The organism is Nocardia sp. NPDC049220 (genome assembly GCF_040647855.1).
In the GTDB taxonomy this organism is placed as follows: Bacteria; Actinomycetota; Actinomycetes; order Mycobacteriales; family Mycobacteriaceae; genus Nocardia.
This window is the reverse complement of the sequence record NZ_JBEZDA010000002.1, coordinates 649766-674725: the sequence shown is the minus strand read 5'-3', so window position 1 is coordinate 674725 and position 24960 is coordinate 649766. Positions and strand designations below refer to the sequence as shown.

The following is a 24960-nucleotide window of genomic DNA, read 5'->3' as shown; positions in this document are numbered from 1 at the left end:
TGCACCTAGCTACTTCACCGCATGCGATGCCGCACCCGCCCGGGCGGCAAAGTCGGCAGCACCGTGCAGAACAGGCCAGCGTTCTCCACCGACGGGCCACCGATTACCGTGTGTCCGGTCTTACTGCCATCCCCACACGACCACGGGATTTTCGGGGATACTTGTCGGTGGAGGACCGCCGGTAACGGATACAGTCTCCGGGCAGAACTGAGGGAAAGGAAGCTCCACGTCGTGGATGCGCGTTCGGCGGCGCTGGTCCGCGCCAATTTCCGTTCGGTGATCGAGTCACCGAATGGACCCGAGCGGTTGGTCAGTGCGTTTTACGGTCATCTGTTCGCCGAGGCCCCCCGGCTGCGCGAGTTGTTCCCACCCGCGATGGAAATGCAGCCCAAACGCATCGCCACGGCGATCCAATACGTGCTCGATCACCTGGAGGACTGGGACCGGGCCCAGAAGTTCCTCGAGCAACTCGCCCGCGATCACCGCAAGTACGGCGTCGAAGCCACGCACTACGACATGGCGGGCCGCGCGCTACTCGCAGCCTTCCGCGCGTACAACGGCGGGGCTTGGCACCGTGGCCTGGAAGAAGGCTGGCGCGACATCACCATCCTGATCTCCGCGTCCATGGCGATCGGCGCCAATTCCGACAAATCCCGGCCGTACTGGACGGCGACGGTGGTCGGCCATCGCCGTGTGCTGGAGGACCTGGCCATCGTGCGCCTGCAGTCCGACGGGCCGATTCCCTTCCAAGCCGGGCAGTATCTGCCGGTCACCTTGCCACAGCGACCAAAGATGTGGCGGTACTTCTCGCCCGCGATCCCGTCCAACCCGTATGGCGAGATCGAGTTCCACGTGCGCAAGATCCGCGGCGGCTGGGTCAGCCCCGCGATCGTCCAGGAGACCAGGGTCGGCGACCAGTGGCGGATCGCTGCTCCGCTCGGTGGATTGCACGTCGACCGGGACAGCGGCCGTGACGTGCTGATGATCGGCGCGGGCACCGGCATCGCCCCGTTGCGGGCCCAACTGATCGAAATGGGCCAGCGCGGCATCAACCCCCGCGTGCACTTCTTCATCGGCGGCCGCTACCCCTGCGACCTGTACGACGTGGAGAACATGTGGCAGCTCTCGCAGAGCAACCCGTGGCTCACCATCGTGCCGGTGTGCGAGCAGAAGACCAACCCCTGGTGGTACCCGCATCCGCCCCAGGACGCACCGTACGGCATGCATCGACGCTTGATCGGTAATCTTGGCGCCGTGGTCGCGAGCTTCGGCGCATGGGCGGACCGGCAGATCCAGATCGCCGGGTCGGCGCGGATGATCGCGGACACCCGGCGCGCGCTCATGGCGGTCGGTACGCCGGAGCAGATCATCAGTTGCGACCCTGTGTGAATTGAAGGAGGCCCCGGTGGGGGATCCGAGCATGCTCGGTAACGGTGCGCATCAGGCGCCCGAATGGACCTCGACCGTCGTCGGTCATCATCGGCTGCGCCACGACCTCGCGGTGATCCGTCTGATCGGCGAGTTCGTACCGTTCGCCGCGGGTCAGTCCGTCGAGGTGCGGGTGCCACAGCAGCCCGGCGTGCGGCGCAGGCTCTCACCGGCACTGCCGCCTTCGCTGGATGGCAAGTTGGAATTCCACGTTCGCACCGTGCCGGGCGGCTGGTGCAGCGGCACGATCGTGGCTGACACCTCGCCCGGCGACGAGTGGCGTATCGGCGCTCCCCTCGGCGCGTTCACGGTGGATCCGGAGGGCGACGAGGTGGTGATGATCGCGGGCGGAACGGGTTTGGCGCCGATGCGCGCGCAGATCCTCGAGTTGGCCCGCAAGACCGACCCGCCGCCCACGTACCTGTTCATCGGCGGACGATCACCTCGCGACCTGTACGCCGCGGACATGCTGTGCCTGCTGGCCGGTGAATTGCCCTGGCTCACGGTGGTTCCCGTGGTGGAGAGCCCGAGCGACCCGGGTTGGGTCGATGAGTGGTACGAGCGATCCCGGGTAGACATCGGTTTCCAACCCGACGACTTGCTCTACGGAACGCTCGCCGACGTACTCGGATCGCACGGTGCGTTCCGCAACCATCAGGTGCTGGTCTGCGGGTCGCCCGCCATGACGCGCGCGACCGTCGAGCGGCTTGTCGACATCGGCACCCCGCCGGAGCGAATCCAATTCGAAGGAATCTGAACCAGGCGCACAACACCTGCCCCTTACCGCGCGAGGCCATCGAGCGCCGTCCGCGGCCACAAATCAATACAGCGGATCGTGTCGGATGTTTTTGGCGAGGGTTCCGGCCGCCATCAATCGGAACTTCGTGGTTTGCACCATCGACGGCGCACCGACGATCTGCACGTCGCGGTCGGCCCAGGCCCCGAAGCTCGAGACGATTTTGCCGATCTGGCCGATAACCCGCGGCTCCAGACCAGGCCATAGCCGCGCTGTCTCGTCGTGTTCGCCATGCCACCAGGGGTTTTCGTCGAGCTCGGTGACCGGTGTGACGGTCAACCAGCGGTTGGCGACGGCCAGATTGCTCAGCGTCTCCAGGTCGTACAGGTCGCACGGATGGTGGCCGCCGACAAACAAATGCACCTTCGGATTGATCCGCCGCAGCGCCATTGCCATGAGTTGGGCGCGCAGCGGCGCGAGGCCGGTCCCACAGCCGATCATCAGCATCTTGCGCTTGGCATTGCGCGGGATGCCGAGACCGCCGAGCGGCGAACCGAGTAACCACCGGTCGCCGACGGCGGTCTGACCGACGATGGCCGAACTGACCCACCCGCCGAGCACGCCGCGGATGTGGAATTCGATCTCGCCGTTGGTGTTCGCGGGTATGGCGGGCGAGAGATAACGCCACATTCGCGGCCGCGACGGAATCTGTACGCTCACGTACTGGCCTGCGGCATACCGCATGAGCTGGTCCAGTTGTAGCCGGACGATGGTGAGGTTACGCAGCACCTCGCGACGCTCGGTGACGGTGCCGGTCCAGACCGACGGCGTCGTCTCCTTCTCCGCTGCGCCGATCATGGTGTCGGTGACGACCTTCAAGCCTTCGTCCCAGGCTCGGTCGACCTCATCGGTCCACATCTCGGTACCCGCGAATACCTGCACCGCAGTTTTCAGCGAGGTCGCCACCGCGAGGTAGTGCTCGGCTTCCACGCCGTATTTGCGGTGGTCCCTACCCAATTGGGCAAGGAAGGGGAGTAGTTTACTCGGCTCCTCCAGCCGGTCGAGCACATAGGAGAACGCCTTGACCAGACGATCTCGCTGGGCATCCATGGCGGCCGGGAAGAAATCGCGGACTTGCGGGTAGTCCGTGAACAAGATCGCGTAGAACGATCTCGCCAGTTTCTCCGACCCCCCTTCCTCCGCAGCAACCGCCTTGAATGTCGTTCTGATCAAAGCGATGGTGCGCGAATCCATGTGCGTCACAACCCCATTTCGCATTCGAACACAGACTGTGCCGGCGAGTGCATGCTGCGGGTCACTCGACAGCAGCCGATGCCAAAGAAGTGTAAACGAGGTTTGCCAGCAACGGAATCTTCCGACAAAAGATCACGAGTGCAATTCCGTGGAAACGAGGATTCGAATCGAGACACGCCATAGAAACCGACTGGAAGACGGTATATCTGGCAGAAACTCGGTCGAAGAATCGCTCAATTCGCAAGGCACACTAGGAAAATTCCGTCCCGGTCGGTCGGTTGTAGCGACTCTCAAGCAACACTCGAACAGTCGAGCGGAGAACACGCCGGATCGTCGACACCGCGGCCGCCGGCCGATCGATGCGAATCGTCATCGGCTGAGTCGACATCGAATTACCGTGGCTGGAACGGCTTCCGCGGAACATGTTCTGGTTTACCATTGGCTACTTGCTGAAACACCGCTGTCCAGAAACGACAGCGGGCCCCCGGCCACGAATCGCGGGTCGCAATCTGTGGCCGAGGGCCCTCCGTACCGGTTGTTCAGCGCCGGTTGCGTGGCTTCCAGACTACCAATGCGGTGCTGCGTTGCGGCGGCGAGAGATCGGGCCGGTAGCCCGCCCGCAACCGCTCCAGCTCGGCCGACAGCTCGCCGACCCGCTGACTCAGCTCTTCCACCTCATTGGTCAGCTCGATGATGCGCTTGATCCCCGCGAGGTTGACGCCCTCGTCCTGGGACAGCCGCTGCACTTCGCGCAGCAGCTCCACGTCCCGCGTCGAGTAGCGCCGTCCACCACCCGAAGTGCGTTGCGGCGTCACCAGCCCCAGCCGGTCATACGTGCGCAAGGTCTGCGCGTGCATGCCGGCGAGTTGGGCCGCCACCGAGATCATGAAGAACTCGGCGCGCGCCGCGCCGGACGCCTTCTTCGGATCGGTGGACATCACGCACCTGCCCAACCCGCGCGCGGATCGAATCCGCTGGTCTTCTCCGCCTCCTGGTAGCGCTTCAGCGCCTCGGTGGCATCGTCGTCCAGCTTCTGTGGCACTGCTACCTTCACGGTGACCAGCAGGTCACCGGCGCCGCCGCCGCGCTTGGGAACACCACGGCCGCGCACCCGCAGGATACGACCCTCAGCGGTGCCCGGAGGAACCTTCACCCCGACACGCCCCTCCAGTGTGGGTACGGACACCGTTGTGCCCAATACCAATTCACTGTAACTGACCGGAAGCATCAGGGTCAGGTCGTCGCCGTTGCGGCCGAACACCTTGTCCTGGCTGACGTGCACGGTGACGAACAGATCACCGGACGGCGCCCCGCGCAACCCCGCCTCGCCTTGACCAGCCAGCCGGATCCGTTGCCCGTCACCGACTCCCGGGGGAATCCGCACCGTGATGGTGCGCGTGCGGTTCTGGACACCGCTGCCGTGGCAGTCGACGCAGGGATCATCGATGATCGAACCGGTCCCCCGGCAGTCGTCGCACGGCTCGCTGAAGCCGAACGCACCCTGGTTGCGGCTCACGATGCCGGTCCCGTTGCAGATGGGGCAGACTCGCGGGCTGGTCCCCGGCTTGGCGCCACTGCCGTGACAGGTGGTGCACGGTGCCGGACTCGTCATCCGCAGTGGAACAGTGACGCCCTGAGCCGCTTCGCGGAAGCCGAGCGTCGTCTCGGTCTCCACGTCGGAACCGCGGCGGGGGCGGCTCGCGGTCCGCCCGCCGCCCCGGTTGAACAGACCGCCGAGCAGGTCACCGAGGCCACCCTCGCCCGCGTTCGCGGAGCCGAAGATGTCCCCGATGTTGAACTCCTGCGAGAAGCCGCTGCCCGCGCCGGGAGTGAACCCGCCGCGACCGTAACCACCGCCACCCGCGAAGAGCTTGCGGGTGTCGTCATACTCCTTGCGCTTGCCCGGATCCGACAGCACGGCATGCGCCTCGCTGACGGTCTTGAACCGCTCCTCGGCCTTGGTATCACCGGGATTGGCGTCGGGATGCAAGTCGCGCGCGAGTTTGCGGTACGCCTTCTTGATCTCATCCTGCGAGGCACTGGAGGAAACGCCCAGCTCCTTATAGAAGTCCTTTTCGATCCACTCCCGTTGGCTCACCGAGCATCTCCTCCTCTCGCGTTCTTATCGATCGCTCGTGTCGGCATCAATGTCCGATGCCTCTTCCGACGGCTGATCGGGGGTCGCCGCCAGATCGGATACGCCATCGGTCACCCCGACGAGCGCGTGCCGAAGCACCCGGTCGCCGAACCGATAGCCCTTGCGCATGACGATGCCGATCACCGGGTCATGTCCGGAGCCCTCATGCTGCACGGCCTCGTGCAGGGTCGGGTCGAAAGGCTCGCCCTCCGAACCGAATTCCTCGAGGCCCTGCTTCTGTAGCGCGGTCGCCAGCTTGTCGGCCACCGACTTCAGCGGTCCGGACTCCAGATCGCCGTGCGCCCGTGCCCGGTCCAGATCGTCGAGCACGCCGAGCAGTTCGGTGACCACAGACGCCTTGGCGGTGTCGATGGCGGCCTTGCGGTCGCGCTCGACCCGGCGCCGGTAGTTGGCGTACTCCGCGGTCAGCCGCTGTAGATCGGCAGTGCGCTCGGCAAGTTCGCCACCGATGGTGTCGGCGAGCGTGTCGGTCTGTACACCGTTGCCCAGGTCCGGTCCGGGCCCGTCCGCGGCCGGTTCCCGGATCTCACCGGTTTCCGGGTCGATCTTCCGGTTGTCGACGACAGTGATCGGCTCCTGTTCGGAGTTGCCCTGTGTCACTTCTTCTCCGTGTCGACCGGCTCGTCCACGACCTCGGCGTCCACGACCTGGTCATCGGATTCGGTTCCCGCCGCACCGTTGCCCGAGGCCGCGGCATCCGCGGCGGACGCCTCGTAGATCGCCTGACCAAGCGCCTGGGACTCGGTCGCCAGCTTCTCGACGGCCGCCTTGACCGCGGCGATGTCGGTGCCCGCGAGCGCCGCGTTCGCCTCGCCGATAGCCGCCTCGACCTTGGTCTTGACGTCCGCCGGGACCTTGTCCTCGTTGTCCTTGATGAACTTCTCGGTCTGGTGAACCAGCGACTCGGCCTGATTGCGGGTCTCGGCCTCCTCGCGGCGGGCCTTGTCCTCGGCGGCGTGCGCCTCGGCGTCCTTCACCATCCGGTCGATCTCCTCCTTGGACAGGCCGGAGCCGTCCTGGATCTTGATCGTGTTCTCCTTGCCGGTGCCCTTGTCCTTCGCGGTCACGTGCACGATGCCGTTGGCGTCGATGTCGAAGGTGACCTCGATCTGCGGCACGCCACGCGGGGCAGGCGGGATCCCGGTCAGCTCGAAGGAGCCGAGCAGTTTGTTATGCGAGGCGATCTCGCGCTCACCCTGGAACACCTGGATCTGCACCGAAGGCTGGTTGTCGTCGGCCGTGGTGAAGGTCTCCGAGCGCTTGGTCGGGATGGTGGTGTTGCGCTCGATGAGCTTGGTCATCACGCCGCCCTTGGTCTCGATGCCCAGCGACAGCGGCGTCACATCGAGCAGCAGGACGTCCTTGACCTCGCCCTTGAGCACACCGGCCTGCAAGGCGGCGCCGACGGCGACGACCTCATCCGGGTTCACGCCCTTGTTGGGCTCCTTGCCACCGGTCATTTCCTTGACCAGTTCGGACACGGCGGGCATCCGGGTAGAGCCGCCGACGAGCACGACGTGGTCGATGTCGGACACCTTGATGCCCGCGTCCTTGATCACGGACTGGAACGGCGCACGGGTGCGGTCGAGCAGGTCCGAGGTGATCTTCTGGAACTCGGCGCGGGTCAACTGCTCGTCGAGGAACAGCGGGTTCTTGTCCGCGTCGACGGTGATGTAGGGCAGGTTGATCGAAGTGCTCTGCGAGGAGCTCAGCTCGATCTTGGCCTTCTCGGCTGCCTCACGCAGCCGCTGCATGGCCATCTTGTCCTTGGTCAGATCGATGCCCGAGCTGCCCTTGAACTTGTCCACCAGCCACTGCACGACCCGCTCGTCCCAGTCGTCACCACCGAGGTGGTTGTCGCCGGAGGTGGCACGGACCTCGACGACGCCCTCGCCGATTTCCAGCAGCGAGACGTCGAAGGTGCCGCCACCGAGGTCGAAGACCAGGATGGTCTGCTCCTTGTCGCCCTTGTCCAGGCCGTACGCGAGCGCGGCGGCAGTGGGCTCGTTGACGATGCGCAACACGTTCAGGCCGGCGATCTGGCCCGCTTCCTTGGTGGCCTGACGCTGGGCGTCCTCGAAGTACGCGGGCACGGTGATGACCGCGTCGGTGATCTCCTCACCGAGGTAGGACTCTGCGTCGCGCTTCAACTTCATCAGCGTGCGCGCGCTGATCTCCTGCGGCGTGTACTTCTTGCTGTCGATCTCCACGGTCCAGTCGGTACCGATGTGACGCTTGACCGAGCGGATGGTGCGGTCGACGTTGGTGACAGCCTGGTTCTTGGCCGGCTGGCCGACCAGTACCTCGCCGTTCTTCGCGAACGCGACGATCGACGGAGTGGTGCGCGATCCTTCCGAGTTGGCCACGACGACCGGCTCGCCGCCTTCGAGAACGGCGACGACCGAGTTCGTGGTCCCGAGGTCGATTCCGACCGCACGAGCCATGGTGGTTCCTCCTAATTGACGTACCTGTTTGTGTTCGGTGCCGGCGAACTACCGCCCTACGGCACAGGATGTGTGCCGTGAGACCTCGCCTCGAGCACCTCACGGAGCACGGCTCCAGCAACGCTGAGCGTGGTCGACTCAATCTTGCACCCGCCAGGCGGCGGGAGTCAACTAAAACTTGAGTCGAACGCACTCAATGTTGTCGAACAGCTCAACCGACGGCACGCGCGAATCATTCCCGGCGGATCGGAAAATTCGAGGCCGCACCGGGCCATGGCGGACTCCGCGGTCGAGCAGATCCGCGCGCAGGGGTTCACCGCACCCGGCGTCACCACGCCGACGCGCTCGCGGCGCTCCCCACCGGGGAGTTCGGCACGTTCCTGATCGACGACGTAGCGCGACGGTCGCGCGCCGCGCTGAAAAGACGCGCTGAGCAGCACGGTGTCGTCGTGCACGAAGCCCGCCGCGGCGGGCGTGACATCGACGCCGACCTCGGACAAGAGGTATTCCCGCGCTTACGCGGCGACGGCTCCGCGTTTCGGCCGCGGCCTCGCTACCGCGCAGTAGGGTGACGACAGGGATGCCCGCAGCAGGCTACCCACCGAGCGCCGCCGAGCCGAGGAGTCGCGATGAGGGCCACCGTCGTCACCGACACGAAATTCGAGGTCATCGAACTACCGAGGCCGATTCCCGGCCCTGGTCAGGTGTTGCTCGACGTGGTCCGTTGCGGTATCTGCGGTTCCGATCTGCACGCGCGTACGCACGCCGACGACATGGCGGATCTGTCCGTGGCCACAGGGTACGACCACTTCATGCGGTCGGAGCAGAGCGTGGTGCTCGGGCATGAATTCAGTGGCACGGTAGTCGATTACGGGCCGGGCTGCCGCAAGCGATGGAAGGCAGGCACCCCGGTGGTCGCCCTGCCGATCGTGCGCCACGGCAAGCAGCCACACCTGGTCGGCCTGTCGAGCGCGGCGCCCGGCGGGTATGCCGAGCAAGTGGTGGTCCAGGAGTCGATGGCCATGCCGGTGCCGAACGGGTTGTCCGCTGAACACGCCGCACTGACCGAGCCGATGGCAGTAGGCTGGCACGCCGTTCACAGGGGTCGGGTAGGCAAAGGCCAGACCGCCTTCGTCATCGGCTGCGGCCCGATCGGTCTCGCGGTGATCAGCATGCTGAAGGCCGCGGGCGTGCGCACCGTGGTGGCCAGCGACTTCTCCTCGCGGCGAAGGGAACTCGCGACCGCGTGCGGCGCCGACGTCGTGGTCGACCCGGCCACCGAAGCACCGTGGACCGCCGCGCCGAGAAAAGGCCGGATCAACAGTGTCACCGACATCCTCGACCTCGGCTTCGACACCATGGACCGGCTGCGGCGCGTGCCGAATCTACCGTGGTGGTACGTCTTCCGGCTGGCGCACACACTGAACGCCAGCCCCGCCGGGCCGGTGGTCTTCGAATGCGTTGGTGTGCCCGGGATCATCGAGCAGATCATTTCCGCTGCCCCGCCGCTGTCGCGCGTGGTCGTGGTCGGTGTGTGTATGCAGGCCGATCGCTTCCAGCCCGCAATGGCGATCAACAAGGAGATCGAACTGCGCTTCGTGTTCGGCTACGACCCCGGCGAGTTCCGCGACACCTTGCACATGCTCGCCGACGGAAAGATCGATCCAACCCCGCTGATCACCGGTACCGTCGGACTGGCAGGCGTGGACAACGCGTTCGCCGCGCTCGGCAATCCGGAGCAGCACGCGAAAATCCTGGTGGATCCGCGCAGTCCCGCCGTCACCCCGGTCTGACGTTTCACTCGGCCGCGCGTCATCGCGCGTCGGCGAGTACTTCGTCAGCGATCTCCTCGTCCAGGGTCACCCGCACCAGCGCTGCCGCGAGATCCGCGGTGTGGTCGCGCGGTGCGAGATCAGCCAGCCGGTCGGGGTCGTCCGGAAGCCGGACCCGACGGGCGCCGCGAAGGGCGCGTTCGTCGAAATGCGGCCGAACCCAGATCCAGACGTCCTGGACCTCCCGGAGGAAAATATCGCTTCCGGTCGGCCCGATACCCTGGAACTCGCACAGCAGTTCGGCGGCGCGATTGGGGTCGCGTCCCGCTTCCTCGCCGAGTTCGCGCAGATCACCGTGGTATCGGTCGATTACCCGTGCGGCGTTGGCGCCGAGCCGGGTCGCGGTGCTCTCGTCGTAACGGCGATAGTGCGCCCTGCCGAGCGCGTCCACCAATTCCTGCCAGTCCGCGTCGGCGACGCGCTGCGGCGTGCGGTAGCCACTGCCAACCAGTTCCCGTGCGGCCGCGACCGCGATATCGGCGGAAATTCGGGTGCTCAGCAGTTCGGCCAGCATGAGCAGCTGGAACAGCGGAGCCGGCTTATCACCGAGCTTGATACCCGCTTGCTCCGCATATCCCCAGCCCGCACGGTCGAGCAACGCGTGCACCACATCCTGCTGACTCATGTGTGACCTCCTCTCGCCCACCTTTCGCGTACCCAGGAAGCCGAGCGGTACACGAACGGCCCGGAACCTCCAGATAGTCGGAGGCAGCCGATCAGCGGTGCGGGAGTCCGCGGTCATCTCGGCCGGCTTGCCTCGGTCGGCGTCACCGGTCGGCGGGTGTGTGCCCGCGTCGACGAATGCGCGGGTTATGCCACTCACCAGCACCAGTTCCAAAACCGGCATTCATTCACGGAGAATGCCGGCGCGCGAAGTCAGTCGCCCAGATCATCCGCATTGCTTCCGGCGTGACGACAGTGCCGGCCGGCGCAGTCGCTTGTTCGAGCAGAAACACTTGGCTACTCGGGCAGCAGACTGAGCGTTCCCTCCGCGCTGCGGGCGGCGGTGAGGCAGGCGGTGGCGGTGAACTGGTCGGCGAGGGGATGGCGGGCGCGGGCGCGCCACATTCGGGCGGCGGCGACCGCCTGGGCCCGCAGCTGCGCGGGCGTCGCGTCCACGGAGAGGCCGAGGCGCAGGTGGGGAGCGATGCCAACGCCGCCGATGAGACGGTGCAGTGCACCGAGATCGGCTGCGGGAAGTGCCAATTCATCGGTGCGCAACCGGCCGAGCAGACGCAACTCGGCAAAGCCGTGGACGTCGGCGAGCAGAGTCCGCACCCGGGGCAACAGGCCGTCGGCATTGGTGCCCGAGTAGGCGATGAGCACTCTGGCCAGCGCGGTCAACGCGGAATGCGCTTTGAGTTGATCGGCGCGTTGGCCGAACTGGACGTCCAGCACCGAGCGCAACTCGTCGACACCGCTGCGCTCGGTCAATTCGGCGGCGAGCCCGGCCGAATCGCGCACGCCGAGCCGGATCAGGGTGACCGCCATCCGAATGCCGAACAAGCCGAATCGCTCGGACAGCTGCGCCCGCAGTTGCGGCGGCACCGGAAGCGAGACGTCCGCGCGCACGAACCGGTCCGCCGATAGCAGCGCCGCGCTCACCTCCTCGACGGGGATCCCGGCCAGGGCCTCGAACGCCGCGAACTCCTGCTGGCGCAGCGTGGCGGCGGCGAACGCGAGTAGTCCAGCGACCGGAATCACGGCTTGGCACAGCCCGGTTCGCTCGAGCTCTCTGGCATAACGTGCCGCGACATCGCGCGCGGAGTGCAGCGCGTCGATCCGCCCCGCACCGATTTCGTCGGCCCGCGACACCACGCCGACGACGCCGAGCGGCGCCGGCGAATCCGACGTTCCCGCGGCCGCGGCGGTTCTCGTACCGATCCGCTCCAAGAATCGCACGTCCGCATCGTCCAGCCGACGGAGCAGGTATACGACGGCATCGGCGCCCGGAATGGCGATGTCTCCCCGGTGTTCTCGACGCTGCTCGTCGTGCGCCGGCGTCAACAGCCGCGCGGTGCGCCGCGACACCTCGCGCGACAGCGACGACGTACCCGGTGTATCGATGATCGTCGTGTGCGCGAGCGCCGCCGCGGGCCACTCGACTTCCAGGTGATCGACCTCGCGCGGGGTGGGCGCGTCCCAGGTCAGCCGATCCAGGTCGAAACTCAGCCCGTGCGTTCCGCCGCCGCGCCGGACCACCACATTCGCGCGGGCGTCGTCATCGGCATACGCGGTGACGCTGGGTGTCGACCCGTACCGGTACCAGGTGACAACCTTGGTGCATTCGGTCGCGTCGGTAGGGGCGATATCCTGTCCGACCAGGGAATTCAGCAAAGTCGACTTGCCCGCCTTGAGCGAGCCGGCCAACGCGACCCGCAGCGGCTGGTCCAATCTACGAGCACAGTCGGCCAACAGTGCCCGTGGCCGCGGCTCGCTCGCCAGCGCCGCACGCGCCGCGCCGACCAGCTGACGCGCCTCGGCGACGATTCCTGGCACCGCCGCACCGTCCCGTCTCACGGGGCTACCGTATCGGCGTGTCCGTTCGGCGCGGCGGCCTGCCTGACCTCGGCATGTCGGCGCAACTCGGCGACTACGCGTAGTTGATGTTCGAGCAGCGCGGCGCGTTCGGCACGCTGGCTGGTGGCCATCGCCGCAGCCTCCTGCGCGGCGCGCAGCGAGTCGTCGATCGAGCGCAGACTCCGCTCGGCGACGCCTGCGTAGTGGTCGCGCAGCGCGCGGTGGATGCGGTGCAACCGGTCCTTCGACTCCTTACCCGCCTGGAACGCCACATCGTCGACGAACCTACGCACCGCCGCCTTCGCCTCGTTGCGACGCTTGGCCAGCCTGGCCTGCTTGTCGTCACGAAAGGCCTTGCCGCCCACCAACACTCCCGCGCCGATCGAGATCGGGTTGAGCATCGCGAGTCCGGCGAACGTGGTGGCGAGGCCGACCATGAGCACACCGCCATAGGAGCCGCGCATTCCGACCAGCAGCTTGCTGCCGAATCCGATGTCGGGCTCCAGGTCGGCCAGCGTCACGGCGTCGGCTCGGCCGATATCGGCCGGCGATCCGGACCGCACATCCGGCAGGTCGACCGCGCCGAGATCGGAAAAATGTTCCGCGACCCGCTCGGCGAGCTGAAATGCCCGGGCGTGGTTCCACAACAGGTTGTCGCCGAGCGCGGTGTCGATGGTGTCGGTGAGGTGTTCGGCGATCCGGTCCCAGTGTCGGCCAGGATCGTGCGCGTCGATCCACTCCTCGGTGGTGCGGACGATGGTGCGCAACCGGGTGCGCAGATCGTGTTCCGCATCTCCGGCCAAGTCGGTGATGCCATCGGCGAGGGTCTGCTGCCATGCCGCGGTGCGGCGGTGCAGTCCCTCGGCCGCCGCACGCGCGGAATGTAACCCGCGAACGGCCGCGGCCCCCTGCGCCGGGTCGCGCACAGCGACCAGTTCACTGCCCAGCGCCAGCGCCAGGTGTTCTGCCGCGGACCTGATGTCACGCGCCACCTCGGCGCGCGTGGCCAGTTCGTCACGCGCGACGACCTGGTCACGCAAGAATTGATACAGCGTGCCGAAGCCCGATTCGATGCCGAGCCGCTGATCTTGCAACCGCAACGCGTGGGTGCGTAGCACCGCGGAGACGGCGATCATGGGCACGTCCAGACCGGCCCGTGCGAGATGGGCCCGATCGGCGTCGTGCACCTGCCGCCAGTGCGGGTACAGGTCGGTCTTGGTGAGCAGTAACGCGACCGTAGGACACAGCTCCCGCACCTGTCGCAGAAACGACAGTTCGGGCTCGGTGAGTTCGGTGGACGCATTTGACAGCACCAGCACCGCGTCGGCCGTGGGCACCAGGCCGAGCGGATTCGTGACATAGGAACTCGCGTGTCCGCCGACCCCAGGGGTGTCGATCAGCACGATGCCGTCGGCCAGCAGTGCATTGGGGACCTGGACCTCTAGACGCACGACCCGCAGTCCGCGCGCGAGCGGAGACCGCGCGTCGATCGTGGCGAGCTCGCCGATCGGCACCGAGACCCTGGTCTGACCGCCGCTGGAGTCACCGTGCCCGGTGAGTACCAGCTCCGCCCTCGGCTCGGGGCCGTGCGATAGCAGCGTCGGAATCGTCGTAGTGGCATCGTCGCCGACCGGGCAGATGTCGAGGTTCAGCAGAGCATTGACGAAACAGCTCTTGCCATCGCCGATGCGGCCGGCCACAACGATGCGCCTGCGCGGGTCGCGGACCCGATCGGCCGCCACTTCGAGGCGGCCGACCAGATCGCTTCGGCCCGCGGCGCGCGCCGCCGCGATGGTTTCACCGAGTACCGACAGCAGCGGCATCGCCGGTGACGTGATGTTCGGCGCGGGCATTCCCATCGCGGTGTCGACCTCTCTCCGTAGTTCGGTGTCTAGTGCAGGAACGCGTCGCCGGTCAGACTGGCGTCTGCCGACCCGGTCAGATCGGCATCAATGTGGGTATCCGTGAACAAACCCGAGTCGGTCTGCGGACCTGCGGTGCTGTCCAGACCAGAACCGAAGGCACTCGACACGTCCAATGCCGACCAGGTGTGAGCGGTCGATCCGAAACTTTCGCCGGTGTCGCCCAGTCCCTCGGTCGTGTCCGCCGCGCCGCCAACGATCGGACTCAGTCCACCGCCGACGCTGGCGGACAGGCTATTCGCCGAACTGGTCGTCGCGTGCAGACCGGTGTCGACGCCGCCGTCGATACCGCTGTCCACGCTCGATTCCAGCTCCGTCCCCGCACCGTCGAGGCCGCTCGACAGCCCGGCACTGCCGTGGCCCGCAGCGCGGAGGCCGATTTCCAAGCCGGTGCCCGCACTTTCGACGGTCGATGACAGGCCCGTCTCCACTCCGGTCATGGGATTGGTGCCCGCACCGATCACGCCGTCCAACCCCGTGGTCGGACCGGATCCGAGTCCAGCACCCGACTGGGCGCCGCCGGCGAACCCCGCCGACAGGTCGGTACCGAGTCCGGCGGCTACCTGCGCTGCGATGTCGACAGCACCGGAAACTCCTGTCTCGACGCCGAGCCCGGCCTGCACCACACCGTCCACACCGGTCGACAGTTCCGCACCGAGTCCGCTGGACAAGCCTGTTTCCACGTCAGCACCCGCCCCTAGCCCGGTTTCCAAGCCGGTGCCGACCTGCGCTCCAGTGCTCAGCAAGTCGACCACGCCGGTGGACAGTCCGCCGACGAGTTCCGCTCCCGTGCCGAGGGCCGCACCGAGCCCGGTCGAGAGACCGGTCTCCAGGCCCACCGCCCGCGCGCCCACATGTTCAGCCCCACCGACCGCGGCGGAAACAGCGGCACCGAGTCCGGTGGTCAACCCGCCCGAACCTGATCCTGCACTGTCGATTTCGCTGGTCAGTCCGGCCACCGCCTGGTCGGCGGCGTCGAGCACGACGCCAAGCCCGGTCTGCAGGCCCGTTTCGAGTCCGATTCCTCCCGATGCCCCCGGTGACACGTCGAGGCCACTGGCCACACCAAGCGCGGATGCCACCGCCCCGCTCAACCCCGCCGTCAGACCCGCTGCGGTATCCACGACATTCTGCGGGCTCGCACCAAGACCCATGGTCACCTCCGCCGCGGTATCCACGGCGCCCTCGATGCCGGCGGATAGTGCCGCACCGATCTCCGCACCGACGCCGAGCGCGCCGTCAATGCCGGTAGCCAGGCCCGCTCCGAGCCCGGTTACGAGATTCACCCCGCCCGACAGGTCGGCATCCGCGCCGATACCCGTGATCACCTCGGCGCCCGCGCCGAGCATGCCGCTCACGGCGCCGGACAGGTCCGCTCCGGCATTCACCACCGTGTCGAGGCCCCCGGCCAGTCCAGCGCCCAGATCGGCGCCGACCTGCAAGCCGGTCTCGATCGCGGCGTTCAGACCAGCGCCGATATCAACACCTAGACCGGTGCCCACATTCACCCCGAGATCCGCGCCCAGATCCAGTCCAGCACCCGCTGCGGCGGCCGCCCCCACCGTGCCCGCCGCGTTCACTGCCGCGCCCGCACCCGCCTGCGCACCGGCCGCCACGATCGCCTGCAGCTGGGAACCACCGGTGACCAGGGCAGATTCTGCGACCATCGGGGCGAAAGCCGCGATGTCCTCGGGGGTCACCGCCGTCAAGCCGGCCGCGGCCAGTGCCTGGGTCGGATTCGCGCAGTAACCGATCACAGCCTCGGGGCTACGCAGCAGATCCAGGATGAATTCCAGAATCGCGTTGGGTGTCATGAGAACCTCTCTTGAGATTCGGCGGACCGCCATCGTCCGCAGCCGTTGGAATGAATTTCACGTTAGGGACACGCCGCGTTACTCCGGAACGGGGCAAATCCCTAGACCCGGGCAAGGACACTCAATAGGGGCAGCCGCGCGACTAGGGGAATTCCCTGAAATCTTCCCGCGCCGTAACGGCGGTCGGCGAGCAACCGACAGAACGGTTGCGTCGGCGTGACCACACTGCCCCGCGCACGATCGGACTACACAACAGCGACACCGGACCAGACAGTTCTTCGAACGGGGTTCTCGAATGACACAGCGCCTGGCGCTCGGCATCACTGTAGGGGCGTCGAATTCGGTCGCCGTCGCGGCAGCGGGAGAGGGTGACGACGGCATCGATCCCGTCGGCGGCGGCACCGCACGCACGCACGCGAGCGTATTGCGACTCGCCCCCGACACGACGCCCACATTCGGGACGCGCGTCCACGGCGCCGGTCGCCATTCCACCGAGGTGCTGGTGGAGGGCTTCCTCGCCAGGGTCGGCGACCCGGTGGATATCCTCGCGGAGGACGGCTCCGCGCATTCCGCGGCCGACTTGGTCGCCACCACGATCGGATGTCTGATCGACGAGAGCACCTCGGACACCGGACGATCCGTTCGGCCGATCACCGTCGCGTGCCACCCCGCGTGGTGGTCGCGCCACACCGTGGATATCCAGCGGTCCGCCCTCGAGCACGCGGGCCTCGGTGAGGTGACTCTGGTCCCGGAGCCGACCGCGGCCGTCCGCTGGTTCGACGGCACGCACGGCCCGCTCGGTGCCGGCGCGGTGGTGGTCTACGACCTCGGCGCGTCCGGATCGACCGTCTCGGTGGTACGCACCGGCGATCACGCCGGCCTGCTCGGCACACCGCTGCGGTCCACCGACATCGCTGGGGCAGAATTCGATCTACTGACCATGCGTTATGTCCTGGCAAACGCGATACTGGCCAATGATTTCGACCCATTCGACCCGATGGTGGAGCGCGATTTAGCGGCTTTGCGCGAACACTGCAGAAGGGCCAAAGAAGACCTTTCGATCAATACCGCGACGGTCGTTCCGGTGCGACTGGATCCGACTGATCCGCACGGAGGCACCGTGCGGCTGGTGCGCGACGAACTGGAAGACCTGCTGCGCGGGCCGCTGTTGAACGCGGTGGATTTGCTCCGCGAAGCGGTGCACCGGAGCGGGCTCGATATCGGCGACATCAGCCGCGTCCTGCTCACCGGCGGCGGTGGCGCGATTCCCCTGTTCGCGGAGATGATCTCGGCCGAGTTCGGCCTGCCCGTGCTGGCGGCGACCGAGCCGGGACACACCGCCGCGCGGGGCGCCGCGTTGCTTGCCACCGATTTACTCACAGCCGACCTTCGGATCAGCGACACCGACCACGTCCCCCTCGCCGTACCGACTGCCGCGATCGTGACGCCGCGATCGCCGCAGGCGGTTGCCGCGCCGGGACTTCCCTCCATGCCCGACGATCGCCAGGCAAGTCGCCGTTGGCGTACCGGCAAGCGGCGTGCCACCGTCATCGCGGGTGCTGCGGTCGTCATCGGCCTGCTGACCACCGGCACGGTAGCTGTCGGCACCGGTATCCAATCCAACTCGAACCGGCCCTCCGCGACCGAGCGGTCCAGCCCCGGGATCGCGACGCCGAGCGCGGCGGGGCCAGGCGAGGCGTCTCTGGCAGACGCCGCGGCATCGGGCCCGACCTCGTCGGCCGTCCGGCCCAGAGCCGATGCGCCGCCGCCCGCGCCCTCGTCCGCTGCCGTTGCGCCTACGGTCGCCGTGATGCACAGTGAGCAGGCTTCCGATTCGCCCGCGTCCGCGGAACCCGCTGCGTCGCAGTCCGCCCCACCACCACGTCCACAACCGTCTCCGGCTCCCCCGCCGAGTCCCACTCCCTCGCCCACACCACCGCAGCGTCCCGCACCGAGCGCGCCCACCGGCGTCTTGAACGACACCCTCGACGGTGTCGGCGACGCGGTCGAGGGCGTGCTGCACATTCCCGGCACCATTCTCGGAGGCTCCGGTGGCTGAAACCGCCCTCGATACCGTGCCATGCGCGCGTGAGATCTTTCGGGAGCTGGACTCCGCCGATCAAACACCGGTCGTCTACCTCATCCGCGGCCGTTCCCAGACCGGAAAGTCCACCCTGCTCGCGGAGATTCGCTCCCGGCTGCGTGCCAACGGCATCCCGCTGCAGGACGACAACATGCAGCAGACACACGCGCAGCACACGACCGCACCCCGCGTGGCGACCGACGCCGCCACGCACTCGGCCCTGATCATCGACAACGCGCACACACTGGGCCGGCTCGACCTCGAATACCTGTGCGCCACCATCGAATCCGGTCGCCGCACGGTGATCGTCGCGACGCAGCCGCGCCCGCACGACCCCCGGTTGCGAATACTCGCCGACACCGCGGCCCGCCGCGGTCGAGTGGTCGATCTGCGGCCGCTCGGCGTCGCGGATATGGCGCCTTTCGCCAGGGAACTCGGCATGATGGTGCCGCGCCCGATCGCACAGCACATCCACCGGCAAACCGCGGGTATCCGCGGGGGCGTGGTCGCGGCGCTGCAAGCTGCCTGCTCGGCTCGTCTGGATGCGGGCATCGGCATCGTCGACACCGCGGTCGTCGCATGGGCTCGCGCACTGCTGGACGATCTCGAACCCGACCTGCTCGAGACCCTCGTGGTCGCCACCACCGGGACCGGGCTCGATTCCAGCGAACTCACCGAGATACTCGATGTCGATCAGTCGGCCGCGCAGGATCTCATCGACCGGGCCAGGGCGAGCGCGTTGGTGACCGACGCCGACTTGCTGCTCGAACCCGCGGTCGGCCCACTGCGCACGCTGCTCGGTGACCGCAGGTTCGTCGCGGTCCAGCGCAGACTGCTCGGCGCCAGGATGAACGCGGGCCTGCTGCGTGACCACACCGCCCTCCAACTCGCCGAATCCGGCGTTCGCGACCCGCGTCTGGCCGAGTTCCTCGTCGCCGCGGCAACGAAGGCCGGCCGCGACGCGGTCCGCTACTACGCCGCCGCGGCGTCCTCGGGCGCCGACCCCGACCTGATCGCGTTGCGCTGGGCCGAGGCGGCGGCGCGAACCGGCGACGGCGAGACGGCCATGCGTCTGGCCGAGCCGATGCTGGCGCATCCGGGTAGCACCGGCGCGGACCTCGCTACCGCCGTGCGGATCTGCGCGGCGGTGCTGACCCGCCGTGGCCTGGTCGGTCGTGCGGCGCAGTTGTACTCCTGGCTCGGCACGCACCGAGTCGGCCCGGATTGGGCGGTCGGTGCCACCGTGTTGTCGCTGGCAGGCGATGCGACCGGCGCCGCGGAGTTATCCACCTCGGCGACGCAATGGCCGCCCACCGAGGCGAACGCGCACGCCAGGCTGATCGCGACCGCTCTGGCGGACTCGCTTTCGGGACGCCGGAACAGCACCGCTCCAGCGGTTTCGGCGCTCGTTCAGGCAGCGCATGCGGATGCCGGTGTCGACCGCTTTCTGCCGTGCACGGCGGCCTCGATCGGCACGCTGCTTTCGCTCGGCAGTGGTGAGCCGAGCCGGGCCGCGGACACGTTGCGCCGGGCCACCGCCAGTGGACTGCGCTGCCATCAGCTCGAGGTGCTGTCGGCATGGACTGCGATGCTCGGCGGTGACGAGCGTGCCGCCGCGGCCACAGTGGCCGCACTCGACCACGACACACTCGATATCCGTGACCGGTTGCTCGCGCACGGCGTCGCAATCGGCCTCGCCCGACGCAGTGGCGACCACACCGCGCTGACCCGGGCGTGGCAGGTGGCATACCCGCTGTTCGACGACGTGCAAGCCGATCTGCTGTCGGTGTTGCCGATCGGCGAGCTATGGTTGGCCGGCATCCGGCTACGCGATGCGGGCCGCGTCATGCCGCTGGTGGACGCCATGTCGGCGCTGCTTCGCCGCCTGGGCGAGCCACCGGCCTGGGCCAACGCCCTGCACTGGTACGGCGTACAGGCCGCCATCGCCAGGGAGCGACCCGACGAACTGCTGCCGCACGCGCATGCGCTGAAGGCGGCGGCCGAAGCGGGTGACCGACACGCCGCGGTATTGGCGGACGCTGGCCGCACCTGGGTACTCGTGCTGCGCGGCCAGGTGGCCGCCGCACCGGTCCATGCCGCTGTCACCGCGCTGACCGAGATCGGCATGATCTGGGACGGGGCTCGGCTGGCCAGTGAGGCCGCGCTCGCCGCTCCCGACTCGGCGACCGCGACCGCACTGCTCAAACTGGCACGCACAGTCCGCGCCGCCGCCCGTCCGCAGGAACCGCAGGTCAGGCCCACACCCATGGCGGCACGCGCAGGGGCGGACGCCACACCGGCGCCCGCTGGCCAGGCAACGACCGCGATCCTCAGCGATCGTGAACACGAAGTGGCCGAGTTGGTACTGCTTGGACTCACTTATCGGGAGATCGGCGCCCGCCTGTACATTTCCGCTAAGACGGTCGAGCACCACGTCGCCCGCATCCGACGCCGAATCGGTGCGCGATCCCGGTCGGAGTTATTGTCGATGCTCCGCGCCATGGGACACGGCTCGCTGCTGGTCTGATCAGGTGCGGTTCCGTCAGGCGGAAACGCCGAAGCGAGGGCGAGGTACTGAGGATGGCCACTGGGGTGGGCCTGCATATCGCCGCGGACCAGTGCACGGCGGCCATCGTCACCGACGGCGACGAGGAGCCGCAGTACATCGTCCGCGAGTCGGTTCTGCATCTGTCCGACGACGGTGACGCCGAACTCGGCGGCCCCGCACCCGAGGGACTCTCGCACTCGATCTCCGGATTCGTCCCCGCCGTCGGCGACCCCGCGGGTATCTCGGTCGACGACGGCGAGGCGTATCGCGCCGAGGATCTGGTGGCGACCGCCCTGTTCTGTCTGATCAACGCGACCGCCGAACATCTCAACGGTCCAGCCGAGTTCTACGCGACGCATCCGACGCACTGGCCGGCCGAGCACGTGCTCGCGCTGCGCGACGCATTGGACTACCTCGGCCTCCGCTCGGTGCTTCTGGTCAGCGAGGGCGACCTGCCCAGCGGCGAGGCCGGTGCGCACGCCAAACCCTCGTTCGCTTACGACGCGGCGCGCGCGGCACTGGCGGCCGTGCTGGCCACGCCTGCGGGCAGTACCCCGCCGGACCCCGCGACCGCCGAGAACTCGACTCTGGACACCATCGTCATGCCGGCGGTGCCCGCGGTGGAGGCGCAGGCCTACTCGGCGGCCATCCCGATCGGCGAGTCGATCCCGGCGGTCGAACCGACCACATCCGAAAAGGCCACGCCGACAGTCACTCCCGCGCCGGACCGCAGCCGCACGCCCCTACTGATCGCCGTGGCGGCACTGGTCGGATTGGTATTCGGCGGCGTCGTCGTCGCGGCGCTGTTCCGTGATAGCGGCAAGACACCGGTGCCGCCGCTCCGCGACGCGAAGCCCGAACAGGTGTCGGTCAGCTCGACCCCACCCGCGCCGCCGATCGAATTCCCCACTGTCGTCACCACCACGCCGGCACCCGAGGTGCCGGAACCGATCACCGAGACCACGCCACCGGAGACGACCACCTCGCCACCGGAGCCATCGACCACCACGACAACGCCGACCACCACACCGAGTACCACAACCCGCCGCTCCACGACCCGGACGACCACGACCTACCCGTATCCGTTCCAGCCGCTGCCGGAGATTCCGACCATCCCCGGACTCGGAATACCGGGCACGCGGTGATTAGTAGCGCTCTTCCCGGGTTTGTGCCCTAGAGTGATCCGCTGACCGATGTTGTCGGACAAATTTTTCGGCAGCGGTCTTTGCTCCGACGATGGCGTGTGCCAACGGATTCCGCCTGTGGCCACGGATTTAGCTGGCACGTGCGTGCCGACGAAGGGACTTCATGCGCAAGTTGGTGGCGCGTCGCGCCGCGGTCAAAGCTGTCGCCATCGCTTCGACTGTTCTCCTGACTCCCTTGTTCGGCACGACGGCCGCCTCGGCGGTGCCCGAAGCCCCTGCCCAGCTCGGCGCGGACAATCTTCCTCCGGAACTGGTACAGGCCATCTCGCGTGATCTGAAGATGACCCCGACGGAGTACCTGGACCGCGCGGCGCGCGCCCAGCAACTGCGGACCTACGCGCGCGAGTTCCGCTCGGAGCGGCCGGATTCCTACGCAGGCGCCTACATTGGCGCGGACGGCAAGCCCGTCGTCGCGGTCACCTCGATGGACGCGGCCAAGATCGCGGCCGCCGACGGGTATCAGACCAGGCTCGCCCCGGTCTCGGCGGACAGCTTGGACAACTCGCTGGCGCAACTCAACCAATGGGTCACCGGCTTGCCGCGGGAGATCTCGCAGTCGATCAACTCCGTCGCCATCGACTTCCTGAGCAGTCAGGTGGTGCTCAGTGTCGCCAACACCCCGGCGGGCCACATGCTCAACCTGCCGACCCTGCTCGCGAATATCAAGGTCATCCTGTCGCCGAACGGCGGCGGCCCGATCGAGCGGCGGCCGATGGGCGGCGACACCTATATCAGCGCCCCGATCTCGCTGCACGACGCCTCGCTGCGCGGCGTCGACGTGTGCTCGTTCGGTTTCAACAGCGTCGACGCGGCAGGCAACGCGCTGAACATCAGCGCGGGCCATTGCGACCCCAACCTGGGCAAGGGCAGCCAGGAGGCCACCGTCTACCTGCCCAATGTCAAAGACATCCCGGCCAGCCCCGAGTTGGGCACCTTCGTGCGGGCGTCGCTCGGCGGGCCGACCGCGTTGGACTACTCGGTCATCAAGCTCAACGACCGTGCGGTCAATGCCGGCATGGATCAGCCGTTGGTACGCGGCGCGAACGGCACCACACTCGCCATCACTGGCACCGCCGAACCGATCACCGGCGCCCCGATCTGCAAGTCCGGCCAGTCATCGACCTTCACCTGTGGTTTCGTCGTGGCCGACCGGGTGGAGACCCAGCTGTTCACCTCGGAGGGCGAGAGCAAGATCGTCCGCGGGTTCGCGAGTTCGGCGTGCACGCTCGGCGGCGACAGCGGCGGAGCGATCGTGTCCGGGACGTTGGCGCTCGGCATCACCAGCGGTTCCAACGCCGCGGACGCACCGAACTGCAATGAGGCCAACGTCGCGCTCGCGCAGTACGGCGGTACCGCCACGCTCGGCATTCCGATCCGTTCGATCCTTTCCGATATCGACGCTTCCTCCGGTGGCGGGATCGGCAGCGGCATCACCGTACGTACCCGACCGAACGCCGGGTGAGCTGCGCCGAGGGGATGTGTCGACGCGCATATAGCCGGTCGACCGGCTATCGAGCGATCGGGTTCCCGACATGAGTAGGCATACCGCGCTCGAGCCCATATAGTCTGGTCATGCTCCTGCCACGTATAGGTCCCACCCGATCGGCTGCGCGACAGACCGGACTCCGAAGAACAGTGATCGCCGCCTCGGCGGCGATCCTGCTGTTCGGCCCCACGGCAGCAGTAGCGACGGCGGAACCCGACCCGGCACCCAGCCTGCCCGCCGAATTGGTGGCAGCGGTAGCCCGCGATCTGAAGATCTCGCCCGACGAGTACCTGCACCGTGCGGATCTGGCGCAGCAGGTAGGCGCCTTCGCCACCACCGCGCAGCGGCAGTACCCGACCGTGTTCGCCGGCTCCTGGCTCAACGACGCGGGCAAGGCAGTCGTGGCGCTGGCCCAGGGTCCCGGCGCGGACGAGGCGAGGAAGGCCGCGGAATCGGCCGGCTTCGAAGTGCGCAACGTGGCCAAGAGCGAGGCCGCCCTGCGTGGCGAGAAGACCGCGTTCGAGCGGTGGCTGGATGGCCAGCCCGACGCGGTGCGGTCGATGGTGCGTGGTGCGGTGATCGACACCGTCAACAACTCCATCGCGGTGCGGGTCGACCAGGCCGGCTTGCCGATGCCGAACTTCATCGACCCAGCACGGGTCATCGTGATGACCCCGCCGGTCGCCGGCGAGGAAGGCGCCCTGCAGGCCAGCGACATCGCTGGTGAGGCCCGCGGCGCCCTCGCGGGCGGCGACGGCTTCGCCTCGGTCGCCGGACGCAGTTCGCTGCGCTGCTCGCTCGGCTTCAACGGCACCGACCGCAACGGCAACGCGGTGAACATCACCGCGGGGCACTGCAACCCGGATATCTCGTCGGCGGGCGGCGGCAACGCGGCAGGCGTTTATGAATTGAACGGCGACCGGCTCGGCGCGCAACTGGGCGTGTTCCAGAAGTCCGTGCTCGGCGAGCAGGACTACTCGATCGTGCGGATCAGCGACCAGGCCAAGGATCGCTTCGCCAACAACGGCGTGCGCGCGCCCGGCGCGGCCCCGATCGCTGTCGACGGCGTGGCGACCCCGGTCGTCGGCGCTCCGGTCTGCAAGTCCGGTGCACGAACGGGCTTCAGCTGCGGCGTGGTGAACGCGGTCGACCAGACCGTGCAGGTCGGCGAGCGGGAACTCACCCAGAGTTTCTCCGCCAACATCTGCGCGCTGCCCGGTGACAGCGGCGGCCCGATCGTGACCGGCCGACTGGCGCTCGGTATCTCCAGCGCCTCGTCGGTGGCCGACTACCCGATCTGCGAGATACCGAACCTGATCGGCGCGCTCACCGGAAACGTGCCGCAGTTGTTCGCGCAGCCGGTGCACGTGGTGCTCTCCGACAACCCTGGACTGCGCGTCCGCACCAACTGACCAGAGGACCCGAGAAGGCCGACAGCATCGCGCTGTCGGCCTTCTCGCCGTCTATGCCCCCTTTTCACTGCCCTTGCGTAGCCCCTGGTGGGTGGAACGCGGCGTGTGACGTCGCGTT

The 24960-nt window shown here is 67.7% G+C and carries 18 protein-coding genes; 8 read left to right on the top strand and 10 right to left on the bottom strand.

Going from position 1 to position 24960, the window contains the following annotated elements; genetic code table 11:
• Positions 1–231: 231 nt before the first annotated feature.
• Together AB0C34_RS10145 and AB0C34_RS10140 are read left to right on the top strand one after the other, a co-directional pair.
• Complete coding sequence (locus tag AB0C34_RS10145; RefSeq protein ID WP_357069512.1) at positions 232–1389, top strand: FAD-binding oxidoreductase; 1158 nt, start codon at positions 232–234, stop codon at positions 1387–1389.
• Between the two features lie 31 nt (positions 1390–1420).
• Complete coding sequence (locus tag AB0C34_RS10140; protein WP_357070123.1) at positions 1421–2185, top strand: FAD-binding oxidoreductase; 765 nt, start codon at positions 1421–1423, stop codon at positions 2183–2185.
• A 63-nt stretch (positions 2186–2248) separates the two neighbouring features.
• On the opposite strand, the gene AB0C34_RS10135 is transcribed toward AB0C34_RS10140, so the two are convergent.
• The 6 genes from AB0C34_RS10135 to AB0C34_RS10110 all read right to left on the bottom strand — a co-directional run bounded on the left by AB0C34_RS10135 (position 2249) and on the right by AB0C34_RS10110 (position 8520).
• The gene (locus AB0C34_RS10135) at positions 2249–3418 is read right to left on the bottom strand and encodes an FAD-binding oxidoreductase (protein WP_357069510.1); all 1170 of its coding nucleotides are present in this window, start codon (positions 3416–3418) and stop codon (positions 2249–2251) included.
• Between the two features lie 539 nt (positions 3419–3957).
• Positions 3958–4356: a helix-turn-helix transcriptional regulator gene (locus AB0C34_RS10130; RefSeq protein WP_357069508.1), complete on the bottom strand. Its 399-nt coding sequence runs from the start codon at positions 4354–4356 to the stop codon at positions 3958–3960.
• Entirely contained in the window at positions 4356–5516 is a 1161-nt protein-coding gene (dnaJ, locus tag AB0C34_RS10125) for a molecular chaperone DnaJ (RefSeq protein ID WP_357069506.1), read from the bottom strand. The genes AB0C34_RS10130 and dnaJ overlap by 1 nt, the downstream gene beginning before the upstream one ends.
• 24 nt (positions 5517–5540) lie before the next feature.
• The gene (grpE, locus tag AB0C34_RS10120; RefSeq protein WP_357069504.1) at positions 5541–6176 is read right to left on the bottom strand and encodes a nucleotide exchange factor GrpE; all 636 of its coding nucleotides are present in this window, start codon (positions 6174–6176) and stop codon (positions 5541–5543) included.
• Positions 6173–8020 (bottom strand): molecular chaperone DnaK, encoded by a 1848-nt coding sequence (gene dnaK, locus AB0C34_RS10115; protein ID WP_357069502.1) that lies wholly within the window; start codon positions 8018–8020, stop codon positions 6173–6175. The genes grpE and dnaK overlap by 4 nt, the downstream gene beginning before the upstream one ends.
• Before the next feature lie 167 nt (positions 8021–8187).
• Positions 8188–8520, bottom strand: coding sequence for a hypothetical protein (locus tag AB0C34_RS10110; RefSeq protein WP_357069500.1), 333 nt, complete (start codon positions 8518–8520; stop codon positions 8188–8190).
• Positions 8521–8649: 129 nt separating this feature from the next.
• Here AB0C34_RS10110 and AB0C34_RS10105 point away from each other — a divergent pair, with 129 nt between their 5' ends.
• Entirely contained in the window at positions 8650–9813 is a 1164-nt protein-coding gene (locus tag AB0C34_RS10105; protein ID WP_357069498.1) for a zinc-binding dehydrogenase, read from the top strand.
• Between the two features lie 19 nt (positions 9814–9832).
• Here AB0C34_RS10105 and AB0C34_RS10100 read toward each other — a convergent pair whose 3' ends face one another.
• The 4 genes from AB0C34_RS10100 to AB0C34_RS10085 form a co-directional block, all read right to left on the bottom strand.
• A complete protein-coding gene (locus tag AB0C34_RS10100; RefSeq protein ID WP_357069497.1) occupies positions 9833–10477 on the bottom strand; it encodes an endonuclease in 645 nt (214 codons plus the stop codon).
• A 335-nt stretch (positions 10478–10812) separates the two neighbouring features.
• Complete coding sequence (locus AB0C34_RS10095) at positions 10813–12372, bottom strand: dynamin family protein (protein ID WP_357069495.1); 1560 nt, start codon at positions 12370–12372, stop codon at positions 10813–10815.
• A complete protein-coding gene (locus AB0C34_RS10090; RefSeq protein ID WP_357069493.1) occupies positions 12369–14231 on the bottom strand; it encodes a dynamin family protein in 1863 nt (620 codons plus the stop codon). Before AB0C34_RS10090 ends, AB0C34_RS10095 begins: the two co-directional genes overlap by 4 nt.
• Before the next feature lie 32 nt (positions 14232–14263).
• Positions 14264–16108, bottom strand: a complete 1845-nt coding sequence (locus AB0C34_RS10085) for an IniB N-terminal domain-containing protein (RefSeq protein ID WP_357069491.1) — start codon at positions 16106–16108, stop codon at positions 14264–14266.
• A 295-nt stretch (positions 16109–16403) separates the two neighbouring features.
• On the opposite strand from AB0C34_RS10085, the gene AB0C34_RS10080 reads away from it, so the two are divergent.
• The 5 genes from AB0C34_RS10080 to AB0C34_RS10060 all read left to right on the top strand — a co-directional run bounded on the left by AB0C34_RS10080 (position 16404) and on the right by AB0C34_RS10060 (position 24842).
• Complete coding sequence (locus tag AB0C34_RS10080) at positions 16404–18167, top strand: Hsp70 family protein (RefSeq protein WP_357069489.1); 1764 nt, start codon at positions 16404–16406, stop codon at positions 18165–18167.
• Entirely contained in the window at positions 18160–20718 is a 2559-nt protein-coding gene (locus tag AB0C34_RS10075; RefSeq protein WP_357069487.1) for a LuxR C-terminal-related transcriptional regulator, read from the top strand. Before AB0C34_RS10080 ends, AB0C34_RS10075 begins: the two co-directional genes overlap by 8 nt.
• A gap of 53 nt (positions 20719–20771) precedes the next feature.
• Complete coding sequence (locus AB0C34_RS10070; protein ID WP_357069485.1) at positions 20772–21884, top strand: hypothetical protein; 1113 nt, start codon at positions 20772–20774, stop codon at positions 21882–21884.
• Between the two features lie 163 nt (positions 21885–22047).
• Complete coding sequence (locus AB0C34_RS10065; protein WP_357069483.1) at positions 22048–23406, top strand: S1 family peptidase; 1359 nt, start codon at positions 22048–22050, stop codon at positions 23404–23406.
• 110 nt (positions 23407–23516) lie between these two features.
• Complete coding sequence (locus tag AB0C34_RS10060; protein ID WP_357069481.1) at positions 23517–24842, top strand: S1 family peptidase; 1326 nt, start codon at positions 23517–23519, stop codon at positions 24840–24842.
• Positions 24843–24960 lie beyond the last annotated feature (118 nt).

What these genes read in the sequence shown, in the direction of transcription:
- AB0C34_RS10140 (WP_357070123.1), top strand. Translation starts at nt 1,421, where the DNA reads ATGCTCGGTAACGGTGCGCATCAGGCGCCCGAATGGACCTCGACCGTC.
- AB0C34_RS10135 (WP_357069510.1), bottom strand. Translation starts at nt 3,418, where the DNA reads ATGGATTCGCGCACCATCGCTTTGATCAGAACGACATTCAAGGCGGTT.
- AB0C34_RS10130 (WP_357069508.1), bottom strand. Translation starts at nt 4,356, where the DNA reads ATGTCCACCGATCCGAAGAAGGCGTCCGGCGCGGCGCGCGCCGAGTTC.
- dnaK (WP_357069502.1), bottom strand. Translation starts at nt 8,020, where the DNA reads ATGGCTCGTGCGGTCGGAATCGACCTCGGGACCACGAACTCGGTCGTC.
- AB0C34_RS10105 (WP_357069498.1), top strand. Translation starts at nt 8,650, where the DNA reads ATGAGGGCCACCGTCGTCACCGACACGAAATTCGAGGTCATCGAACTA.
- AB0C34_RS10100 (WP_357069497.1), bottom strand. Translation starts at nt 10,477, where the DNA reads ATGAGTCAGCAGGATGTGGTGCACGCGTTGCTCGACCGTGCGGGCTGG.
- AB0C34_RS10090 (WP_357069493.1), bottom strand. Translation starts at nt 14,231, where the DNA reads ATGGGAATGCCCGCGCCGAACATCACGTCACCGGCGATGCCGCTGCTG.
- AB0C34_RS10085 (WP_357069491.1), bottom strand. Translation starts at nt 16,108, where the DNA reads ATGACACCCAACGCGATTCTGGAATTCATCCTGGATCTGCTGCGTAGC.
- AB0C34_RS10080 (WP_357069489.1), top strand. Translation starts at nt 16,404, where the DNA reads ATGACACAGCGCCTGGCGCTCGGCATCACTGTAGGGGCGTCGAATTCG.
- AB0C34_RS10070 (WP_357069485.1), top strand. Translation starts at nt 20,772, where the DNA reads ATGGCCACTGGGGTGGGCCTGCATATCGCCGCGGACCAGTGCACGGCG.
- AB0C34_RS10065 (WP_357069483.1), top strand. Translation starts at nt 22,048, where the DNA reads ATGCGCAAGTTGGTGGCGCGTCGCGCCGCGGTCAAAGCTGTCGCCATC.
- AB0C34_RS10060 (WP_357069481.1), top strand. Translation starts at nt 23,517, where the DNA reads ATGCTCCTGCCACGTATAGGTCCCACCCGATCGGCTGCGCGACAGACC.